Annotated in this window: 19 protein-coding genes; 4 read left to right on the forward strand and 15 right to left on the reverse strand. The window is 63.1% G+C overall.

The annotated features are described in order from the left end of the window. From msrQ to mrcB, 9 genes are all read right to left on the reverse strand, one after another. Positions 1–612: protein-methionine-sulfoxide reductase heme-binding subunit MsrQ (gene msrQ / locus DN387_RS15250; RefSeq protein WP_054916545.1), on the reverse strand; the 612-nt coding region annotated here is incomplete at its 3' end. Continuing rightward, on the reverse strand, positions 612–1,625 hold the full coding sequence (gene msrP / locus DN387_RS15255; protein WP_054916522.1) for a protein-methionine-sulfoxide reductase catalytic subunit MsrP: 1,014 nt from the start codon (positions 1,623–1,625) through the stop codon (positions 612–614). The genes msrQ and msrP, both read right to left, overlap by 1 nt. Before the next feature lie 63 nt (positions 1,626–1,688). Beyond that, positions 1,689–2,549, reverse strand: coding sequence for a CDP-diacylglycerol--serine O-phosphatidyltransferase (gene pssA / locus DN387_RS15260; protein ID WP_043863786.1), 861 nt, complete (start codon positions 2,547–2,549; stop codon positions 1,689–1,691). 146 nt (positions 2,550–2,695) lie between these two features. Beyond that, positions 2,696–3,712 carry a ketol-acid reductoisomerase gene (ilvC, locus tag DN387_RS15265; protein ID WP_043863787.1) on the reverse strand — a complete coding sequence of 339 codons (1,017 nt, stop codon included), beginning with the start codon at positions 3,710–3,712 and terminating at the stop codon, positions 2,696–2,698. Between the two features lie 53 nt (positions 3,713–3,765). Further along, complete coding sequence (gene ilvN, locus DN387_RS15270; protein WP_043863788.1) at positions 3,766–4,257, reverse strand: acetolactate synthase small subunit; 492 nt, start codon at positions 4,255–4,257, stop codon at positions 3,766–3,768. A gap of 2 nt (positions 4,258–4,259) precedes the next feature. Beyond that, the gene (locus DN387_RS15275; protein ID WP_043863936.1) at positions 4,260–5,984 is read right to left on the reverse strand and encodes an acetolactate synthase 3 large subunit; all 1,725 of its coding nucleotides are present in this window, start codon (positions 5,982–5,984) and stop codon (positions 4,260–4,262) included. Between the two features lie 422 nt (positions 5,985–6,406). Then, on the reverse strand, positions 6,407–6,736 hold the full coding sequence (locus tag DN387_RS15280; protein ID WP_054916523.1) for a YqcC family protein: 330 nt from the start codon (positions 6,734–6,736) through the stop codon (positions 6,407–6,409). Beyond that, positions 6,736–7,473: a hypothetical protein gene (locus tag DN387_RS15285; RefSeq protein WP_054916524.1), complete on the reverse strand. Its 738-nt coding sequence runs from the start codon at positions 7,471–7,473 to the stop codon at positions 6,736–6,738. Before DN387_RS15285 ends, DN387_RS15280 begins: the two co-directional genes overlap by 1 nt. A 27-nt stretch (positions 7,474–7,500) precedes the next feature. Continuing rightward, a complete protein-coding gene (gene mrcB, locus DN387_RS15290; RefSeq protein ID WP_054916525.1) occupies positions 7,501–9,822 on the reverse strand; it encodes a penicillin-binding protein 1B in 2,322 nt (773 codons plus the stop codon). Positions 9,823–9,940: 118 nt separating this feature from the next. Here mrcB and DN387_RS15295 point away from each other — a divergent pair, with 118 nt between their 5' ends. The 3 genes from DN387_RS15295 to DN387_RS15305 all read left to right on the forward strand — a co-directional run bounded on the left by DN387_RS15295 (position 9,941) and on the right by DN387_RS15305 (position 12,392). Then, on the forward strand, positions 9,941–11,503 hold the full coding sequence (locus DN387_RS15295) for a bifunctional aminoglycoside phosphotransferase/ATP-binding protein (RefSeq protein ID WP_043863792.1): 1,563 nt from the start codon (positions 9,941–9,943) through the stop codon (positions 11,501–11,503). 104 nt (positions 11,504–11,607) lie between these two features. Further along, positions 11,608–11,952 carry a pentapeptide repeat-containing protein gene (locus DN387_RS15300; RefSeq protein ID WP_043863793.1) on the forward strand — a complete coding sequence of 115 codons (345 nt, stop codon included), beginning with the start codon at positions 11,608–11,610 and terminating at the stop codon, positions 11,950–11,952. A gap of 167 nt (positions 11,953–12,119) precedes the next feature. After that, positions 12,120–12,392, forward strand: a complete 273-nt coding sequence (locus DN387_RS15305) for a TfoX/Sxy family protein (protein ID WP_043863794.1) — start codon at positions 12,120–12,122, stop codon at positions 12,390–12,392. Positions 12,393–12,640: 248 nt separating this feature from the next. Here the strand turns inward: DN387_RS15305 and DN387_RS15310 are convergent, their stop codons facing one another. From DN387_RS15310 to DN387_RS15325, 4 genes are read right to left on the reverse strand one after another with little or no spacing between them, the layout of a single operon-like run. After that, positions 12,641–13,540, reverse strand: coding sequence for a ChaN family lipoprotein (locus DN387_RS15310; protein ID WP_054916526.1), 900 nt, complete (start codon positions 13,538–13,540; stop codon positions 12,641–12,643). A 10-nt stretch (positions 13,541–13,550) separates the two neighbouring features. Beyond that, positions 13,551–14,318, reverse strand: a complete 768-nt coding sequence (locus DN387_RS15315; protein WP_054916527.1) for a heme ABC transporter ATP-binding protein — start codon at positions 14,316–14,318, stop codon at positions 13,551–13,553. Further along, positions 14,318–15,301: an iron ABC transporter permease gene (locus DN387_RS15320; protein ID WP_177333020.1), complete on the reverse strand. Its 984-nt coding sequence runs from the start codon at positions 15,299–15,301 to the stop codon at positions 14,318–14,320. Before DN387_RS15320 ends, DN387_RS15315 begins: the two co-directional genes overlap by 1 nt. 50 nt (positions 15,302–15,351) lie before the next feature. After that, positions 15,352–16,233, reverse strand: a complete 882-nt coding sequence (locus DN387_RS15325) for a hemin ABC transporter substrate-binding protein (RefSeq protein ID WP_054916529.1) — start codon at positions 16,231–16,233, stop codon at positions 15,352–15,354. Positions 16,234–16,399: 166 nt separating this feature from the next. Here DN387_RS15325 and DN387_RS15330 point away from each other — a divergent pair, with 166 nt between their 5' ends. Further along, a complete protein-coding gene (locus DN387_RS15330) occupies positions 16,400–16,720 on the forward strand; it encodes a Rieske (2Fe-2S) protein (RefSeq protein ID WP_054916530.1) in 321 nt (106 codons plus the stop codon). Here the strand turns inward: DN387_RS15330 and sfsA are convergent. After that, entirely contained in the window at positions 16,710–17,423 is a 714-nt protein-coding gene (gene sfsA, locus DN387_RS15335) for a DNA/RNA nuclease SfsA (RefSeq protein ID WP_054916531.1), read from the reverse strand. The genes DN387_RS15330 and sfsA overlap by 11 nt on opposite strands. Then, complete coding sequence (locus tag DN387_RS15340) at positions 17,423–18,595, reverse strand: pyridoxal phosphate-dependent aminotransferase (RefSeq protein WP_054916532.1); 1,173 nt, start codon at positions 18,593–18,595, stop codon at positions 17,423–17,425. The genes sfsA and DN387_RS15340 overlap by 1 nt, the downstream gene beginning before the upstream one ends. Positions 18,596–18,746: the final 151 nt, after the last annotated feature.

The raw sequence follows: 18,746 nt of genomic DNA on the forward strand, positions 1-18,746 counted from the left end.
CGTCACCGATACACGCTTGCGTCCTCCCACACGGGGAATGCGCTTCTCTATAGAAGGCACTCTCAGCAGCATCAACAACCCACCGATGACCGCGTACACCGTCCATTCCTTGAGGTCTGCGCGCACTATCCACAGAAAATGCAGCAGCCCCAGACCCAGGATCACGTAAACAAGCCGGTGCAGCTTCTTCCACCGCGCGCCCAAGCGGCGCTGGCTGTAGCGGTTGGAGGTCACCGCCAGTGCCAGCAGCCCGACAAGCGCCAAACTCCCAACAATGATGTAAGGGCGCTTGCGCAACTCGACGCCCAACTGCCCCCAGTCCAACCCGAGGATAAAGAACAGGTAGGCACACAAGTGCATCAGCACATAGGCAAAGCACCACAGGCCGAGCTGCCGGCGCACCACGATCCAGCCAGCCCAGCCTGTCAGCTTCTGCAACGGCGTCATGCAAAGCGTTACCAGCAGCATGACCAGAGCACCCTGCCCCATCCTGTCCACCAGCACCTTGCCCGGATCGGGGCCCAGCGCATCGAGCACAGCCTGGGCCAGCCAGTACAGCGGCCAGACACAAGCCAACAGAAAGGCCGCGAAACGAAACAGTGGATAGCGCATCAGTAGTTCTTCCGCAGGTCCAGGCCGCTATATAAAGAAGCCACTTCGTCCGCATAGCCGTTGAACATCTGCGTATCGCGAACGTTGGGGCTGAACAGGCCGCTGGGCAGCCTGCGCTCACGGGCCTGGGTCCAGCGCGGGTGGTCCACCGTGGGGTTCACGTTGGCATAGAACCCGTACTCTTCAGGCGCGATGTTCTGCCAGGTGGTGCGCGGCTGCTGCTCGACCAGGCTGATACGCACGATGGACTTGATGCTCTTGAACCCGTATTTCCACGGCACCACCAGGCGCAGCGGCGCACCGTTCTGGTTGGGCAGTTCGCGGCCATACATGCCCACCGCCAGGATGGCCAGCGGGTTCATCGCCTCATCCAGCCGCAGCCCTTCCACATAGGGCCAGTCGATCAGGGCGAAGCCCGAACGCTGCCCGGGCATGTGCTTTGGATCCTGCAGGGTTTCGAAGCGGATGTACCGGGCCTTGGAGGTCGGTTCCACCTGCTTGAGCAATGCCGAAATCGGAAACCCCAACCAGGGGATCACCATCGACCAGGCCTCCACACAACGCAGCCGGTAGATGCGCTCTTGCAACTGATAAGGCTTCATGAAGTCTTCGAGCGCATAGCGGCCCGGCTTACCGACCTCGCCATCCACCACCACCGTCCATGGCGAAGTCGGCAGCGCACCCGCGTTGGCAGCAGGGTCGCCCTTGTCGGTACCGAACTCGTAGAAGTTGTTGTAGTGCGTGGCATCCTTGAACGGCGTGATCGCTTCACCCTTGACCGTTACCGCCTGCCATTGGGTGCCCGGCAGTTTTTCGGCAAACCAGTTGGGGGCAGCACCGGCGTCGACGTCCGCATACTGCGAAACCTCGGCGGCAGCGGCCCAGCGCGGCAAGCTGCCGACCGCCAATGCAGCCGCAGTGCCACCCAGCAGAGCGCGTCGGGAGAGATAGAGGGACTCAGGCGTGATATCCGATTCTTTGCAGTCGGAAGGCCGGGACAGCTTGATAAGCATAAAGACTCCGTAGAACCGGTGAGCTGATGCACCAGTAGACTACGGAGCCTTGGGGAAATTACATCACTGCTCGGTGGTTTTCTTGCGACGCGAACGCAACAGGTACTGGATAGGACCCGACGCGGCATACGCGAGGAAAATCAGCAGCAGAATGCGTGGCGGATCGCTGAACACCACCGCGAACACCAGCACCACCACAAGGATCGCCACAAACGGCACCCGCCCCTTGAGGTCCAGCTCCTTGAAGCTGTTGTACTTGATGTTGCTGACCATCAGCATGCCGGCAGCCGCCACCAGCAGCGCCACCAGGAACGAGAGCTTGGAACCCTGGATGCCATAGTCGCTGAACGCCCAGACCGTACCCGCAACCACGCCGGCTGCCGCCGGGCTGGCCAGGCCGATGAAGTAGCGCTTGTCGGCCTTGCCGACCTGGGTATTGAAGCGTGCCAGACGCAATGCCGCACCCGCCACATAGATGAAGGCAACCATCCAGCCGACCTTGCCCATGTCACCCAGCGCCCAGCCGAAGGCCAGCAACGCCGGGGCCACGCCAAAGGCGACCATGTCGGACAACGAGTCGTACTCGGCGCCGAAGGCGCTCTGGGTGTTGGTCATGCGGGCAACACGCCCGTCCAGACCATCGAGCACCATGGCGACGAAGATCGCGATGGCGGCGAAAGCGAAGTACTTGCTCGCTTCGCGCGGATCACCGGCACTCAGGGCGCTCTGCGCACTCATGGAGTTGATGATCGAATAGAAACCGGCGAACAGGTTCGCAGTGGTGAACAGGTTGGGCAGCAGATAGATGCCGCGATGCCGTACCTTGCGTCCTTCGGCGTCATGCCCTTCTTCAACATGCTCATCGATCGGTAGCAGGCTTTCGGCGTCAGAGGCCTTGTTCGGCTCTTCGGGACGTTCGCTCATGGACATTACCTTGCAACGGTTTGGAAAGTTTCGACAGACGTCTGCGACGAGGGTTCGCCGGCAAACGATGAAGCTTTATACCAGAAGCTGACTGCCTAAACGAAAAAACGCGGCCGAAGCCGCGTTTTCATCGCATCAGATCAAGATCAGTTCTTGGCCTTGTCGACGATTTTGTTCGCTGCGATCCAAGGCATCATCGAGCGCAGTTGCTCGCCGATGACTTCGATACCGTGGGCAGCGTTGTTGCGACGCTTGGCGGTCATCGAAGGATAGCCGGTAGCGCCTTCGCTGATGAACATCTTGGCGTATTCGCCGTCCTGAATGCGTTTCAGGGCATTGCGCATGGCCTGACGGGATTCGGCGTTGATGACTTCAGGGCCGGTCACGTACTCGCCGTATTCGGCGTTGTTGGAGATCGAGTAGTTCATGTTGGCGATACCGCCTTCGTACATGAGGTCAACGATCAGCTTCAGTTCGTGCAGGCACTCGAAGTAGGCCATTTCTGGCGCGTAGCCCGCTTCAACCAGGGTTTCGAAGCCGGCCTTGACCAGCTCGACGGTACCGCCGCACAGAACGGCCTGCTCGCCGAACAGGTCGGTTTCGGTCTCGTCCTTGAAGGTGGTTTCGATGATGCCGGTACGGCCGCCACCAACGCCTGCGGCGTAGGACAGGGCAACGTTCTTGGCATTGCCGGAAGCGTCCTGGTAGATGGCGATCAGGTCAGGGATACCGCCGCCTTTCACGAACTCGGAACGCACGGTGTGACCAGGCGCTTTTGGCGCGATCATGATCACGTCCAGGTCAGCACGTGGAACGACCTGGTTGTAGTGGATAGCGAAACCGTGGGAGAAGGCCAGGGTGGCGCCCTTCTTGATGTTCGGCTCGACTTCGTTCTTGTACAGCTGCGACTGGAACTCGTCCGGGGTCAGGATCATGACCAGGTCGGCACCGGCAACAGCGCTTGCCACGTCAGCCACTTTCAGGCCGTGGGCTTCGGCTTTGGCAACGGTGGCCGAACCTTTACGCAGACCGACAGTGACATCCACACCGGAGTCTTTCAGGTTGCACGCTTGAGCGTGGCCCTGGGAACCGTAACCGATGATGGCAACTTTCTTGCCCTGGATGATCGAAAGGTCGCAGTCTTTGTCGTAGAAAACTTTCATGAAAATACCCCTGGTTATCTCGGCCCTTTCAGGCCATTCGCTAATTTTTTGAGTTAGATGCTGAGCACTTTGTCGCCACGGGCAATGCCGGTGACACCACTGCGTACTGTTTCGAGAATGGACGCGGTACCAATCGACTGGATGAAGCTGTCCAGCTTGTCGCTGGTGCCCGACAGCTGCACGGTATAGACCGTGCTGCTGACGTCGACGATCTGCCCACGATAGATATCGGTGGTGCGCTTGATCTCGGCACGCTGCGCACCCGTGGCCTTGATCTTGACCAGCATCAGTTCACGCTCGATGTGCGCGCTTTCCGACAGGTCGACCAGCTTGACCACTTCAACCAGCTTGTTCAGGTTCTTGGTGATCTGCTCGATCACCTCGTCATGACCAACCGTGGTCAACGTCAGGCGCGACAGGGTCGGGTCTTCGGTCGGGGCGACGGTCAGGCTTTCGATGTTGTAGTTGCGCTGCGAGAACAGGCCGACCACACGGGACAAGGCACCTGGTTCGTTTTCCAACAGCAGGGAAATAATGTGCCGCATGATTAGGTCCGCTCCGTCTTGCTCAGCCACATATCGCGCATCGAGCCGTCTTTGATCTGCATCGGGTAGACGTGCTCGCTGTTGTCGACCTGGATATCGATGAACACCAACCGGTCTTTCATGGCGAAGGCTTCCTCGAGCTTGGGCTTGAGGTCCTTCAGGTCGGTGATGCGGATACCCACGTGACCATAGGCTTCGGCCAGCTTGACGAAGTCAGGCAGCGATTCCATGTAGGAGTGCGAGTGACGGCTGTTGTAGGCCATGTCCTGCCATTGGCGAACCATGCCCAACACGCCATTGTTCAGGTTGACGATCTTTACCGGCAGGTCGTACTGCAGGCAGGTAGAGAGCTCCTGAATGTTCATCTGGATGCTGCCCTCGCCGGTGACACAGGCAACGTCCTGGTCCGGGAAGTTCAGCTTGACGCCCATGGCCGCCGGGAAACCGAAGCCCATGGTGCCCAGGCCACCGGAGTTGATCCAGCGGTTCGGCTTGTTGAAGCGGTAGTACTGCGCCGCGAACATCTGGTGCTGACCCACGTCGGAGGTGACGAACGCATCCCCCTTGGTGACTTCGCACAGGGTTTCGATCACGGTCTGCGGCTTGATGACGCTGCCATCGCCCTTGTTGTACGGGAACATGATGCCGTCGCCACGCCATTCGGCAATCTGCTTCCACCAGGCATCCATCGCCGCCTGATCAGGCTTCTCGCCGATTTCGCGCAAGGTGGCGAGCATTTCGCTCAACACGCTCTCGACCGGACCGACGATAGGCACATCGGCCTTGATGGTCTTGGAGATCGATGCCGGGTCGATGTCGATGTGGATGACCTTGGCATTCGGGCAGAACCGCGCCGGGCCGTTGACCACACGGTCGTCGAAACGCGCACCGACGGCCAGGATCACGTCGGCATGGTGCATCGCCAGGTTGGCCGTGTAGCTGCCGTGCATGCCGAGCATGCCCAGGAACTGACGGTCGGTGCCCGGATAGCCACCCAGCCCCATGAGGGTATTGGTGACCGGCAGGTTGAGCAGTTGCGCGACCTCGGTCAACGCAGCCGAGCCACCACCGAGGATCACGCCACCGCCGGAGTAGACGATCGGACGCTTGGCGGCCAGCAGCATCTCGGCGGCCTTGCGGATCTGACCCGAGTGCCCGCGAACGGCCGGGCTGTAGGAGCGCAGCTTGACCTTTTTCGGGTAGACGTACTCGAACTTCTCGGCCGGGTTGGTCATGTCTTTCGGAATATCGACGACAACCGGGCCAGGACGACCGGATTCAGCCAGGTAGAAGGCTTTTTTCAGGATTTCAGGAATTTCCGAGGCATGTTTGATCATGAAGCTGTGCTTCACGATCGGCCGCGAGATACCGATCATGTCGGTTTCCTGGAAGGCATCGGTACCGACCATGGTGCTGGGCACCTGACCGGAGAGGATGACCATCGGGATGGAGTCCATGTACGCCGTGGCAATACCGGTGATGGCATTGGTGGCACCCGGACCGGAAGTCACCAGTACCACGCCGGCCTTGCCGGTGGCACGGGCATAGCCGTCGGCCATGTGGGTTGCCGCCTGCTCGTGGCGAACCAGGATGTGGCTTACTTCCGGTTCCTTGAACAGGGCATCGTATACATGCAGGAGAGCACCGCCAGGGTACCCGTAGATGTGCTTAACGCCTTCGTCACGCAAAAAGCGGACGACCATTTCAGCGCCAGATAAAAGCTCCACGTTGTTCACCTCTAAAACGCCAGAATACCGTCCAGGCAGGACGGGTCTTAATAGGTTTACTGCCAAGCAGAGCATGAGCGACGAAATCGCCGACTACGTCAGCACTGACTGAGCAAGTATTGGGAGCGCCCCAAAGTGTTGCGGGGTTTTCCCACCCAGCGCGAGGTAACGCGTTGCGGGGTGTAACAGGTCGGCGCGGGTGTGCGCCTCATGATCTGCTTAGCGGGTCTGCTTCTGGCAGTCCCTCTACAGCGGAAACTGGATTCTTCTGATTCTGCGCCTGCAAGTCAAGAAAAATTATTGCCAATTTTTCCAAATGACGATCCGCAGCCACCACGAATTACAAAGACAGCAGCAGAAAAACAAACTTCAGAAACAAAAAGAGCCACAATCTGCGGCTCTTAGGGTGAAAATAGGGAAATTCAGGCAGAAGCACTGATCAATTGGTCAAACTCTGCTAATAGACGACGCAACTCGCGACTTTCTTGCGGCCGATCCACGTACACCGTTTCAGCCATCACCAGGATGCCCGAGGCACTGGGCAGCGGCGCACCGCTTTCGAGTATCTGTTTCATCTTCGGCAGAAAGATCCACTGCAGCCACTGATCGAAGTTCATGGCGTCGACGGCGAACGGCGTGGTGCTGGCCAGGGCTTGCGCACTGGGCGCCTCGGCGGACCACCAGCCCTGCCTGTGCAGCTCGTGCTCTATCAGCAGCAGGTGGTCTGCAATCGCCAGGATGCGCGCCTCCATTACAGGCTGACCTTGGCTTTCTGGCGAGCCAGCGCGGCGCCGGCGGCGTCACCCTGCTTGTCGCGCGCCTGGGCGATGATGTCCCACAGGCCGGCCTGCAGATCGGGGCGACCGTTGGCGTAGGTCAGGGCACGGCGCGCCAGCTGTTCGGACTGCGCCGCATCGCCCTGGGCCAGTCGCACCTGGGCCAGACGGTAGAGTACCTGCGGTTCACGCGGGGCAATGCGCTGGGCACGCTCAAGGCTGGACGAGGCGCCGTTGAGATCGCCGCCGGTCTGCTGCGTCTGCGCCGTGGTCAACAGCGCCAGCACCGGGCCATCGAGCTGTTCGTCAGCCGAGAGGCCGCCGCTGCCGGTGTTCGAACTGGGAATGCCGGTGGGTGCGCTCGGTGCGCTGTAGCCACCGCTGCTGGTGCTCGGGAACGGCGCCGAATTCTGCGGGCCTGGGGTAATCGGCCCGGTGTCGATCGACGCGGGCCCGGTAGGCGCCGCAAAGGTCTGGATCGGCTCGGAGCCGGCGCCCTGGGGCACCATCACCGTCACCCCGGAATCCTGCGGCATCGCCTGCGCCTGGCGAGTACCGGTGTTCACGGCAGCGCCGGCACGGTTGGCCGACACTCGCTCGCTGTTGGAAACCCGCGTCCCTGAATCCACTACGGGGATCGAGCCACGCTGCACGCTGGCGCAACCTGTAAGCAAAGCCAGTGCCGTCAAGGCAGGAAACAACCACTTGTTCACGTCACACCCTCTTTGCTGTGCTTTGGCTTAATTCATCCAGCCCTTGACCCAGTCCATCACGGACTCGGCAGGTGCCTGCTCGCCGCCACAGGCGGCGCCGGCCACTGGCTCACTGCCGCGAATATACGGCATCTGTACCGCGCCCGGGCAGCTGGCATCGGAACCTTGGCCGGTATGCGGATCGACCCAGGCCTGCACCACGTTGTCAGGCTGTGGCATGTCCAGCGGCAGCGGGTCGGCCTTGCGCATGAAGCTGGTCCAGACCTGCAACGCGCCGGTGGCGCCGGTGAACGGTGTCTTGCCGTTGTCATCGCGACCCAGCCACACCACTGCCAGCAGGTCCTGGCTGAACCCTGCGAACCAGCTGTCACGCGAATCGTTGCTGGTACCGGTCTTGCCGGCCAGGTTCAACGAACTGGGCAATACACTGTAAACCGAGCGTCCGGTACCTTCACGCATCACCCGCTGCATGGCGTTCTGCACCAGATAGATGGACCCCGGGTCGAACGTCTGCTGGATCTGGAACGGGTAGCGCTTGAGCGGCTCGCCCTCGGCGGTCAGCACGCTGCGGATGCCTCGCATCGGCGTGTTGAAGCCGCCATTGGCCAGGGTCTGGTACATGGTCGCAACCTGCACCGGCGACATGCCCCCGGCACCCAGCAGCATCGACGGGAAGGCCGGCCAGTCGACGTTGACACCCAGGCGGCCAATGGTCTTGAGCACGTTGGGCACGCCCACTTCCAGGCCAAGCTTGGCGGTCGACAGGTTGTAGGAATTGGCCAGCCCCTGGTACAGGAAGATCGTGCCATGGGCGCGCCGGTCGTAGTTCTGCGGCTTCCACACCTGGCCGTCGGCGCCCTTCACCGAGAAGGGTTCATCCTGCACCCAGCTGGTGAGGGTGAACTGGCTCGGTTTTTCCAGCGCGGTCAGGTACACCGCGGGCTTGACCAGCGAGCCGATGGGACGCACGGCGTCGATGGCACGGTTGAAACCGGCAAACCCGGCCTGGCGGCTGCCGATCAGTGCCTGCACCTCCCCGGTTTCCGGGTTGGTCACCACCATCGCCGCCTCGACTTCGTCCGCCCCCTTGCGCCCGCTGAGGCGCTTGAAGGTTTCGTTCATCGCCGCTTCGGACTTCATCTGCAGGATCGGGTCGAAGCTGGTGAAGATACGCAGCCCCTCCTCGGTCAAGTCTTCGTCACGGTAGTCCTGGCGCAACTGGCGCTTGACCAGGTCGAGGAAGCCGGGGAACGAGCTGTCCGCCAGGCTGCCGCGCTTGGTCACACCCAGTGGCATTTTCTTCGCAGCTTCGACCGCCTCGGGGGTCGCCACGCCCTGCTCGGCCAGCAGGTCGAGCACCAGGTTGCGACGCGTCAGCGCGCGTTCCGGGGAACGACGCGGATTGTAGTAGGACGGCCCCTTGACCATGCCCACCAGCAGCGCCACCTGGTGCAGCTTGAGCTCGGACAGCGGCTGGCTGAAGAAGAACTGGCTGGCCAGGCCGAAACCGTGCACCGCACGCTGGCCATCCTGGCCCACGAACACCTCGTTGAGGTACGCCTCGAGGATGTCGCGCTTGCTGTAGTGGGCTTCGAGCAGCAGCGCCATCATCGCTTCGTTGAGCTTGCGGCTGAGGCTGCGCTCGTTGGTCAGGTAGAAGTTCTTGACCAACTGCTGGGTCAGGGTACTGCCGCCCTGGCGCATGGCGCCGGACGAGGTGTTGACCCAGATGGCCCGCGCAATCGACTTGGGCGACACCCCGAAGTGGTGGTAGAAGTCACGGTCTTCCACCGCCACCAGGGTTTCGAGCAGATAGGGCGGCGCCTGATCGAGCTTGATCAGGATGCGGTCTTCAAGGTTCTTCGGGTAGATGCCGCCGATCAGCAGCGGCTCCAGGCGCACCACGTCGAGCTTAGAGCCATTGGTACCGCTCAGGCCGGCAACGTAGTCGCCCGAGAAGCGTACGCGCACGCCCTGGGCTTTTTCCATGCCTTCATAGAACTGGAAGCCGCGGGTATTGAGGTCGATGGTGTTGCCATTGACCGAGGCTGCGCCCGGGCCGTTGGCCACGCTTTCGCGGCGATAGCCCAGGGCGTCGAGCTCGATCAGGAAGTCGTTCTTGCTCAGCTTCTGCCCGACGAACAGCTCGAGCGGGCGTGCGTAGACCTTGGCCGGGATGGTCCAGCGTTTGCCGGAGAATTTCTCCTGGACCACGGCATCGAGATAAACCGCAAAGCCGGCCAGCACCACAAGGCCGACCAGGCTGAGCTTGAGGGCCCAGCCCAACCAAGCGCGCGCGCGGCCAGAAGGGCGTTTTTTAGAGGTACGGGAAGATCGGGTACGAGTCATGGCGGCGGATTATACGCACTTTATGGCTTGTCGACAGACGCCCTCCGGCGGTTTGCAGCGGCGCCGCTTGCCGCCATAATGGTCGATTCGAATCTCCCACGACCCAGAAGGATCGACCGTGAGCCAAGCCTTGATCGCCGCCCTGCAAAACCCGGCCCTGTTTGCGCACCCTGTAAAGGAATTCCAGGTCATCGAGACGCACATTTCCTGGGTGCTGCTCACGGGCGAATACGCCTACAAGATCAAGAAACCGATGAATTTCGGCTTCCTGGACTTCACCGAGCTGTCGGGTCGCGCGCATTTCTGCGCCGAAGAACTGCGCCTCAACCAGCGCCTGACCGACGACCTGTACCTGGAAGTACTGCCCATCACCGGCAGCGTCGAGGCCCCGCAGCTGGGAGGTGACGGCGCGCCGATCGAGTACGCGCTGAAAATGCGCCAGTTCCCCCAGAACCAGATGCTCAGCACGCTGCAGGCCAATGGCGAACTGACCGCTGCGCATATCGACCAGATGGCCCGCCAGATCGCCCAGTTCCACCTGGCCGCACCGAAAGTGGCTGTCGAACACCCGCTGGGCACGCCCGACAGCGTGATGGCTCCGGTTGAACAGAACTTCGAACAGATTCGCCCGTTCCTCAGCGACAAGGCCGACCTGGTGCAGCTCGATGCGTTGCAGGCCTGGGCGCGCAGCAGCTTCGATCGACTGCATGGCCTGTTCGAAACGCGCAAGGCCGAAGGTTTCATACGCGAGTGCCATGGCGATATCCACCTGGGCAACGCCACACTGATCGACGGCAAGGTGGTGATTTTCGACTGCATCGAATTCAACGAACCCTTCCGCCTGACCGATGTGTACGCCGATACGGCGTTCCTGGCCATGGACCTGGAAGACCGCGGCCTCAAGTCGCTGGCGCGGCGCTTCATCAGCCAGTACCTGGAAATCACCGGCGATTACGCCGGCCTCGAACTGCTGAACTTCTACAAGGCCTACCGTGCGCTGGTGCGGGCCAAGGTCGCGCTGTTCAGCATGCCGGCCGACGCCGATGGCGTACAACGGGCCACCACCCTGCGTCAGTACCGCAACTACGCCAACCTGGCCGAAAGCTACAGCGCCATCCCGTCGCGCCTGCTGGCCATCACCCACGGTGTGTCGGCCGTTGGCAAAAGCCATGTCGCCATGCGCATGGTCGAAGCACTGGGTGCCATTCGCCTGCGCTCGGACGTTGAACGCAAGCGCCTGTTCGGCGAGCAGGCCGAGCAGGCCGCCGGTCAGCTGCAACAAGGCATCTACGCCGATGACGCCAGCCAGAAGACCTACCAGCACCTGCATCAGCTGGCCGGAACAATCCTGCGCGCGGGGTTCCCGGTGGTGATCGATGCCACGTACCTCAAGCAGGCACAGCGCCAGGCCGCCGCCGACGTTGCCAGCGAAACCGGCGTTCCCTTCCTGATCCTCGACTGCAATGCACCGGACGCCGTGATCGCCAGCTGGCTGGCACAGCGCCAGGCCGACCAGAACGACCCGTCCGACGCCACTCTGGAAGTGGTCGCCGCCCAGCAAGCCAGTCGCGACCCGCTGACAGGCGAAGAGCTGCTCAAGGCCAAGCGCGTGGAAACCAACGAAAGCGGCAGCCTGGATGAACTGGTCAAGCAGATTCGCCAGCGCCTGCCCGGCCTTTAAAACGGCGAGGGCGTGAAGCAGTCCACACTTCACGCCTCTATCTCGGGCGCCTCCGCACAGTGGCACTATAATGCCATCATCAGGCCACACAAGGAGGCGCCCTCATGAACCAGCCACGCCAGCTCGACAGCGCGCTATACGCTCTGGTGCACAAGGAACACATCGCGGAATTCAATCGTGAGAAGCCCAGGAACGCCATTGTCGACTTCAAGGACGGTGACTTTCGAGGGCTGGACCTGCGCAAGCTGGACACCGAGGGCATCGATTTCAGTGGCGCCTACTTTCGCGCCTCCGACCTGCGTGGGCTGGACCTGCGCGAGAACTGCCTCGAAGGTGCCAGCCTGGCCCATGCGCAGATCTCCGGCACCTACTTCCCCGCAGAACTGAGTGCCGACGAGATTCTGATGTCGGTCAATTTCGGCACCCGCCTGCGTTACCGCACCCGCTGAAAGCATCTGCCTACAGACACCGCCTGGCAACGCCGGCGGTGGCTGCAGGCCCCGCCGTGCACCGCCCATGGCAAAACGCCGCGTATTTTCCAACTGCCGCTACACTCCTTCTTGACCTGCCCACGAATCAATCTCCAGGACCCGTTCAGCCGTCGCAAGGAGGCTTGATGAACGATGAACTTCAGCATCTGAAAAATCTTGGCAAGACGTCGGCGCAGTGGCTGCATGCGGTGGGCATCCACAGTCTCTCGGACCTTCGTCGGCTGGGCGCGGTGAACGCCTACCACGCGGTACGCAGCCGCGGCTTTCGTGCCTCGAAGGTGCTGCTCTACGCGATAGAAGGCGCGCTGCTGGATGTGCACTGGAACGACATCCCCGTTGAACGCAAGGATGCGCTGAACAAACAGCTGGATGCCAAGGCGCCCTGCAAAAATAATTGAAATAAGCAGAATGAAAGGATTGACTTCGAAATGAGAATCGTTATGATTATCACAACTGGTCGCGAGACTGGTTGGATATTCTGAAAGACCTTGGTTCGGACTCTCAGATTATCTCCTCATCAGGCTAATCACGGTTATTGACCCGGCACTTTGCCGGGTCTTTTTTTTGCCTGGGATTTGAGTTGCCTGTCATGGCCTATGCACTGGCAAGCCAGCAAAAAAGGGCCACCACACATTCCCAGCCTGTATCACCCGCCCTTGCGCAGGCTCGCACAGTAATCCTGCTCGGCCACGCCAGCGGTAAACCACACGTAATCGGCCATGCCTGCGTCCACCTTTTCCCCCACCTGCGCCAGCATCAGCACGCTGGTGCCCTGCTCTACCCCCAGGTCCAGCAGATGCAAGGGCACGCCCAGGTCGTTGCGCACGTGATAGGCCCCCGCCAACAGCAGGGCCGGCGTCGGCGCCTGCATCAGGCGCTGGGCGATTCGCCGGTCACGCTGCTGCTGTACCGCCAGCATGGCCGGCATCTGCGATTCAGGCAGCAGCCCGCAATGCCCTTCACGTACCTGGTCGAGCAAGGCCTGGGTAACCCTAGCTGTCGTAGCGTGCTGGCCCTCCAACTTCGGTACCTGGCGGTAGATATCCCGCACCTCGGCGCGATCAAGGTTCGCCGCCAGCAACGGATAGGGCTGCCCCAGCGCATGGCGCACGATCGGGCCATACAGGGCCCAATCCCAACCTGATTGCCAGTGCAGCGCCGACACCAGGTCGACCGGTAGCGTGGGCTGCTGCTTGAGTGCATCCACCCGCGCCTGCTGCGCCGGCTCCAGCATCTCCAACAGCAGGCTGCCCTGCGGCCGTTGCTGCTCCAGCGCGCGTAACAACCACAACTGCAAGGCATGGTGATCGGGGTTGTCGTGCTGCTCCCCCACCAGCACCCGCGGTGCCGCAGCCAGGCGCCGGACCAGTTGCTCCGGTGTCAGTAACCGGCCTGTGCTCAACTCGCGGATCTGCCCCAGGTCGGCATGCTCGCGCCCCTGCGGACCTTGCCACTGCGGCAGTGGCGCCAACGTTGCGCCGGACTGGCAAGCGCTCAGTCCCAACGCCAGCAGCAACAGGGTGCCAAACAGCAACGTGCGAGGCATGGGCGAGCTCCTAGCGGGCGATGATGAGCGGGTGCCCCCGCTCGGGGTGAGGTTGAACCAGTACTTCAAGGCCGAACACGGCGCGCAGCGCTTCGGGCCGAAGCACCTGTTCAGGGATATCCAGCGCGTGCGGGCAGCCACGTTCGAGCAGCAGGATGCGGTCACAATAGCGCGCCGCCAGGTTCAGGTCATGCAGGATCACCAGTACCGCCGCACCACGGTCGGCAAAGGCTCTGACCGCCTGCAACGTGGTGTGCTGATGCAGGGGGTCGAGCATGGACGTCGGCTCGTCGAGCAACAGCGTGCAGCCGTCGTCCCCTGGCCAGAGCTGCGCCAGCACCCGCGCCAGGTGCACTCGCTGACGCTCGCCCCCCGACAGCGCCAGGTAGCTGCGCCCGACCAGGTGCCCGGCATCCGCCGCCTCCAGCGCCTCGGCCACGATTGCCTGGTCGCGCACCTGACCAGTGCGGTGGGGCAGTCGCCCCATGGCCACCACCTCCTCGACACGAAACGCAAAGCCCAGGCTTGAAGTCTGCGGCAGTACCGCCAGGCGTTGTGCCCGCTCATGCCCGCTCCAGTCGCCCAACGCACGCTCATCCAGCAGCACACGGCCATGATGGGCAGGCAATTCGCCGCACAACGCTGCGAGCAAGGTGCTCTTGCCAGCACCATTGGGGCCCAGCACACCCAGCACCTGCCCCGGCTCGATGCCCAGGGTGATGCCATCGAGCACCCGGGTCTGCCCGCGCACCACCTGCAGGTTCTCCACCCGTAGCATCAGGCACGCCCCCGTAGCAGCAGAAAAAGGAAGAAGGGGGCGCCGATAAATGCAGTGACGATGCCAATCGGCAGTTCTGCCGGCGCCAGTGCCAGCCGCGCGATCAGGTCGGCGAACAGCAGCAGCGACGCTCCGGCCAGCAGCGACGCCGGCAGCAACACGCGATGGTCGGGGCCGGACAACAGTCGCACCATGTGCGGCACCACCAGCCCGACAAAACCGATCAACCCCGCCGCCGCTACCGCCGCCCCCACGCCCAGCGCGGTGCAGAACACCAGTTCGCGCTTGAGTGTTTCGACCTCGATACCCAGGTGGCGCGCCTCCGACTCACCCAGCAGCAGGGCATTGAGCGCCTCGGCCCGGCGTGGCAGCCACCAGGTCACCACCACCGCCACCAGCAACAGCGGCCACAGGCGCGGGTAGCTTGCGCCATTGAGACTGCCCAGGTTCCAGAACGTCAGCGTACGCAGCGTGGCGTCATCGGCAAGATAAGTGAACAGCCCCACCACCGAGGCGGCCAGGGCGGTCAGGGCGATGCCCGCCAGCAGCATGGTGGCGACACTGGTCTGACCGTCCCGCCGGCCCAACCGGTAGACCAGCGCCGTCACGCCCAGCCCGCCGAGAAAGGCGAAGATCGACAACAGATAGGGCGCGAACACCTCGGGCACGCCCCCCAGCCAGTTGCCGCCCACAATCGCCACCGCCGCCCCGAGTGCAGCACCGCTGGACACCCCGACCAGGCCGGGGTCGGCCAGCGGGTTGCGAAACAGGCCCTGCATCGCCACCCCGGAAATCGCCAGCACCGCGCCGACCACCAGCCCGAGCAAGGTGCGCGGCAGACGAATCTGGCCCAGGATCAGTTCGGCCTGCTCCAGCCCCTGGGCCTGAATCGGCACGCCTATCAGGCGCAGCCCGGCTCGCAGGGTGTCGAGCAACGGCAGGCTGACCGGCCCCAGTGCCAATGACAGCCACACCGCCAACAGGCACAGCAGGCTCAGGCCGATGAACAGAGCACGCGGTGGTACCAGTCGATTCATGGGGCCAGTTGCGCCTTGGCCGCCGGGTAGAAGGCTTGCGCCAGCGCTTGCAGGCTGGCCGGCTGACGCGGCCCGAGGCCGCCCACCAGCAAGGTCGGGTCAAGTTCGACCAGACGCTTGTCCCGTGCTGCGCGAGAGGCCGCCAGCGCCGGGTTTTCCTTGAGCAGGGCCTGCAGCGCCGCCTCGCCCGACAGGCTGCGATCGGCAAACACCAGCACCTGGGGGTTCAGCGCCGCCAGCGCCTCGACCGAGAAGTTCTTGTAGCCGTCATTGTCGGCCAGGTTGCGCCCGCCGGCCTGGCGAATCATCCAGTCGCCTGCGGTCCCCTTGCCCGCGATCATCGGCTTGGCACCGCCATGCCCCACCAGCAGAATCACGCCCGGGGCCGCCTGACTGCCCTGCACTGCCTTGATTCGTGCCGCCAGCCCGTCAAGCTGCTGCCGGTACTCGCCGAACAGGCGCTCTGCCTGCGCCTCGTCGCCCATCAGGCGGCCCAATTGCCGGAGGTTGCCATGCACGGCCTGCAGCTCGGGCGTGCTCGAAAACAACTCCACCTTCACCCCGGCCCCCCGGAGCTGCTTGAGCACCTCTGGCGGGCCCATTTCCTCGGTGCCCACCAGCAGGTCCGGGCGCAAGCTGAGCACCCCTTCGGCCGACAGCTGACGCTGGTAGCCGATGCTGGGCAGCGCCTTGAGGCTCGCCGGGTGCTGGCTGGTGGTGTCGACGCCCACCAGCCGCGACTCGCCGCCCAGCGCCACCACCCACTCGCTCAGCGCACCGCCGGCACTGACCCAGCGGGCGGCCAGGGGTTCGGCCTGGGCCGCCGAGTTGAAAACAAGCCCGATACACAGGGCGATCAGGCTGGCACGTCGGCGCATAGCAAGGCTTCCTTAGATGAAGGCGGACCGTTGTCCAGATGGATAACGGTTGGGCAGTGCCCGTACTCGCGGTATAAAGACGCCGGGCACGGCCATTGCGGGCAATTTGATAATTATTTGCATTTGGACGTCAAGCCGACTCTCGTTTCTTCAAGTGAACCTACCCATGCACCTTCTTTGCCGCCCGTCCGATCTGGGCGAGGGCCAAAGCCGTGGCTTCAAGGCCGCAGGCATCGACCTGTTCGGCGTACGTCGCCAGGGCCGCGTCTACCTGTACCGCAACCGCTGCCCTCATCGTGGCATCAGCCTGAACTGGGAGGCAGACCAATTCCTGGACCCCAGCGCCCAACTGATCGCCTGCGTTCATCACGGCGCACTGTTCGTGCCGGAGTCCGGTGAATGCGTGGCCGGCCCCTGTACCGGGGATGCATTGCAGGCCCTGGACTGCCGGGAAGACAGCCAGGGCATCTGGCTCATTACGACGTGAGCATCACCGGCAATGCGCGGTCGATGCTGATCTGCTCGCCGTCCAAGTGCACGCCGTAGGCCAGCACCTCGACACCTTCGGCTGCCGCTGCACGCAAGGCCGCGGCATAGGCGCTGTCGATTTCCTCGGCCGGGCGCACCGCATCGATGCCGCTCAGGTTCACGCAATACAGTTGCACCGCCCGTACGCCCTGGCGCACCAGTGCCGACAGTTCGCGCAGGTGCTTGGCGCCACGTTGGGTCACCGCGTCGGGAAACGCCGCCACCCGCGAGCCGTCGAAGCCCAGGGTCACGCTCTTGACCTCGACATAGGCCGGCCCTGTGGGGTACTCCAGGCGAAAATCGATGCGGCTACGTTCCTCGCCATAGGCCACCTCCCGCCGGAGCGCCGTGAAGCCGGCCAGCTCGGTGATGCGCCCGGCGTGCAGCGCCTCTTCGACGATGGCATTGGCCCGCCCGGTGTTCACACAGGCCAGCCGGCCTTGCGGGGTCTCGGCGATTTCCCAGGTGCCCGGCAATTTGCGCTTGGGGTCGCTGGAACGACTGAACCAGACCTTGCCGCCCTCCAGCATGCAGTTGAGCATCGACCCGGTGTTGGGGCAGTGGATGGTCATCTGTTCGCCGTTGGCCAGTTCGATGTCGGCCAGAAAACGCTTGTAGCGCCGCAGCAGGCGCGCCTGCTCAAGTTCGGGGAAAAAACGCATCAGCCTTGCCAACTCCGCAAACCGCGGGCGATCCGCTCGACCGCCTGCTGCAGGCGCGGCAGGCTCTGGGTGTAGGCAAACCGCACATGGTGCCCGGCCTGGTGACGACCGAAGTCCAGGCCCGGGGTGAAGGCTACGTGCTCGGTTTCGAGGAAGTACTGACAGAACGCGAAGGCATCACCGCCGAACGCGCTGATATCGGCGTACAGGTAGAACGCCCCTTGCGGTTCCACCGCGATACCGAAGCCCAGCTCGCGCAGGGCCGGCAACAGGAAGTCGCGACGCCGCGCGAACTCGGCGCGACGCTCCTCGAAAATCGCCAGCGTGCGCGGTTCGAAACAGGCCAGCGCAGCATGTTGGGCCATGCTCGGCGCACTGATGTAGAGGTTTTGCGCCAGCTTCTCCAGGTCGGCGACCGCTGCAGGCGGCGCTACCAGCCAGCCGAGGCGCCAGCCGGTCATGCCGAAATATTTTGAGAAACTATTCAGCACGAAGGCGTCGTCATCGACTTCCAGCACGCTGGGGGCGTCGATGCCGTAGGTCAGGCCGTGGTAGATCTCGTCGACCACCAGGTGGCCATTGTGCGCACGGGTGGCCTGCGACAGGCTGGCCAGTTGCTCGCGGTCGAGCACCGTGCCGGTGGGGTTGGCGGGCGAGGCCACCAGTGCACCGACGGTCTCGTTGTCCCAGTAACGCTCGACCAGGTCGGCATTGAGCTGGTAGTTGGCCTCGGGGCCGACCGGCACCAGTTGCGCACCGCCCTCGACCAGGCGCAGAAAGTGCCGGTTGCACGGGTAGCCCGGGTCGGCCAGCAGCCAGTGCTTGCCTGGGTCGACCAGCAGGCTGGCCGCCAGCAGCAATGCGCCCGAGCCGCCCGGGGTGATCAGGATGCGCTGCGGGTCGATGTTCACCCCGTAACGCTGGGCATAGAACCCGGCAATCGCCTCGCGCAGCGCAGGCAGGCCGCGTGCCGCGGTGTAGCGCGTGTGGCCTGCGGCCAGGGCAGCCTGGCCGGCTTCGACGATGGGCGCGGCAGTGGTGAAGTCCGGCTCGCCGATCTCCAGGTGGATCACGTCATGCCCGGCTGCCTGCAGTTCGTTGGCCCGCGCCAGCAGCGCCATGACATGAAAGGGTTCGATGGCGCGACTGCGCGCACTGTAGGGCTGGGCCATGGCCTTCTCTCAAATGGGTCTAAAATGATGATTCTACCCATGCATGGGAACGAACGTGTGGGTAAAGCCGTGGTCAACCGGGGAGACAACCGGGAGTAGCGCGCCCCGATTCGATCTGGTAAGTTCGGCGGCTCGCAGTCGCAGGGCCGGC

Origin of the sequence: Pseudomonas sp. FBF18 (genome assembly GCF_024261405.1) — a bacterium.
GTDB lineage: Bacteria > Pseudomonadota > Gammaproteobacteria > Pseudomonadales > Pseudomonadaceae > Aquipseudomonas > Aquipseudomonas palmensis.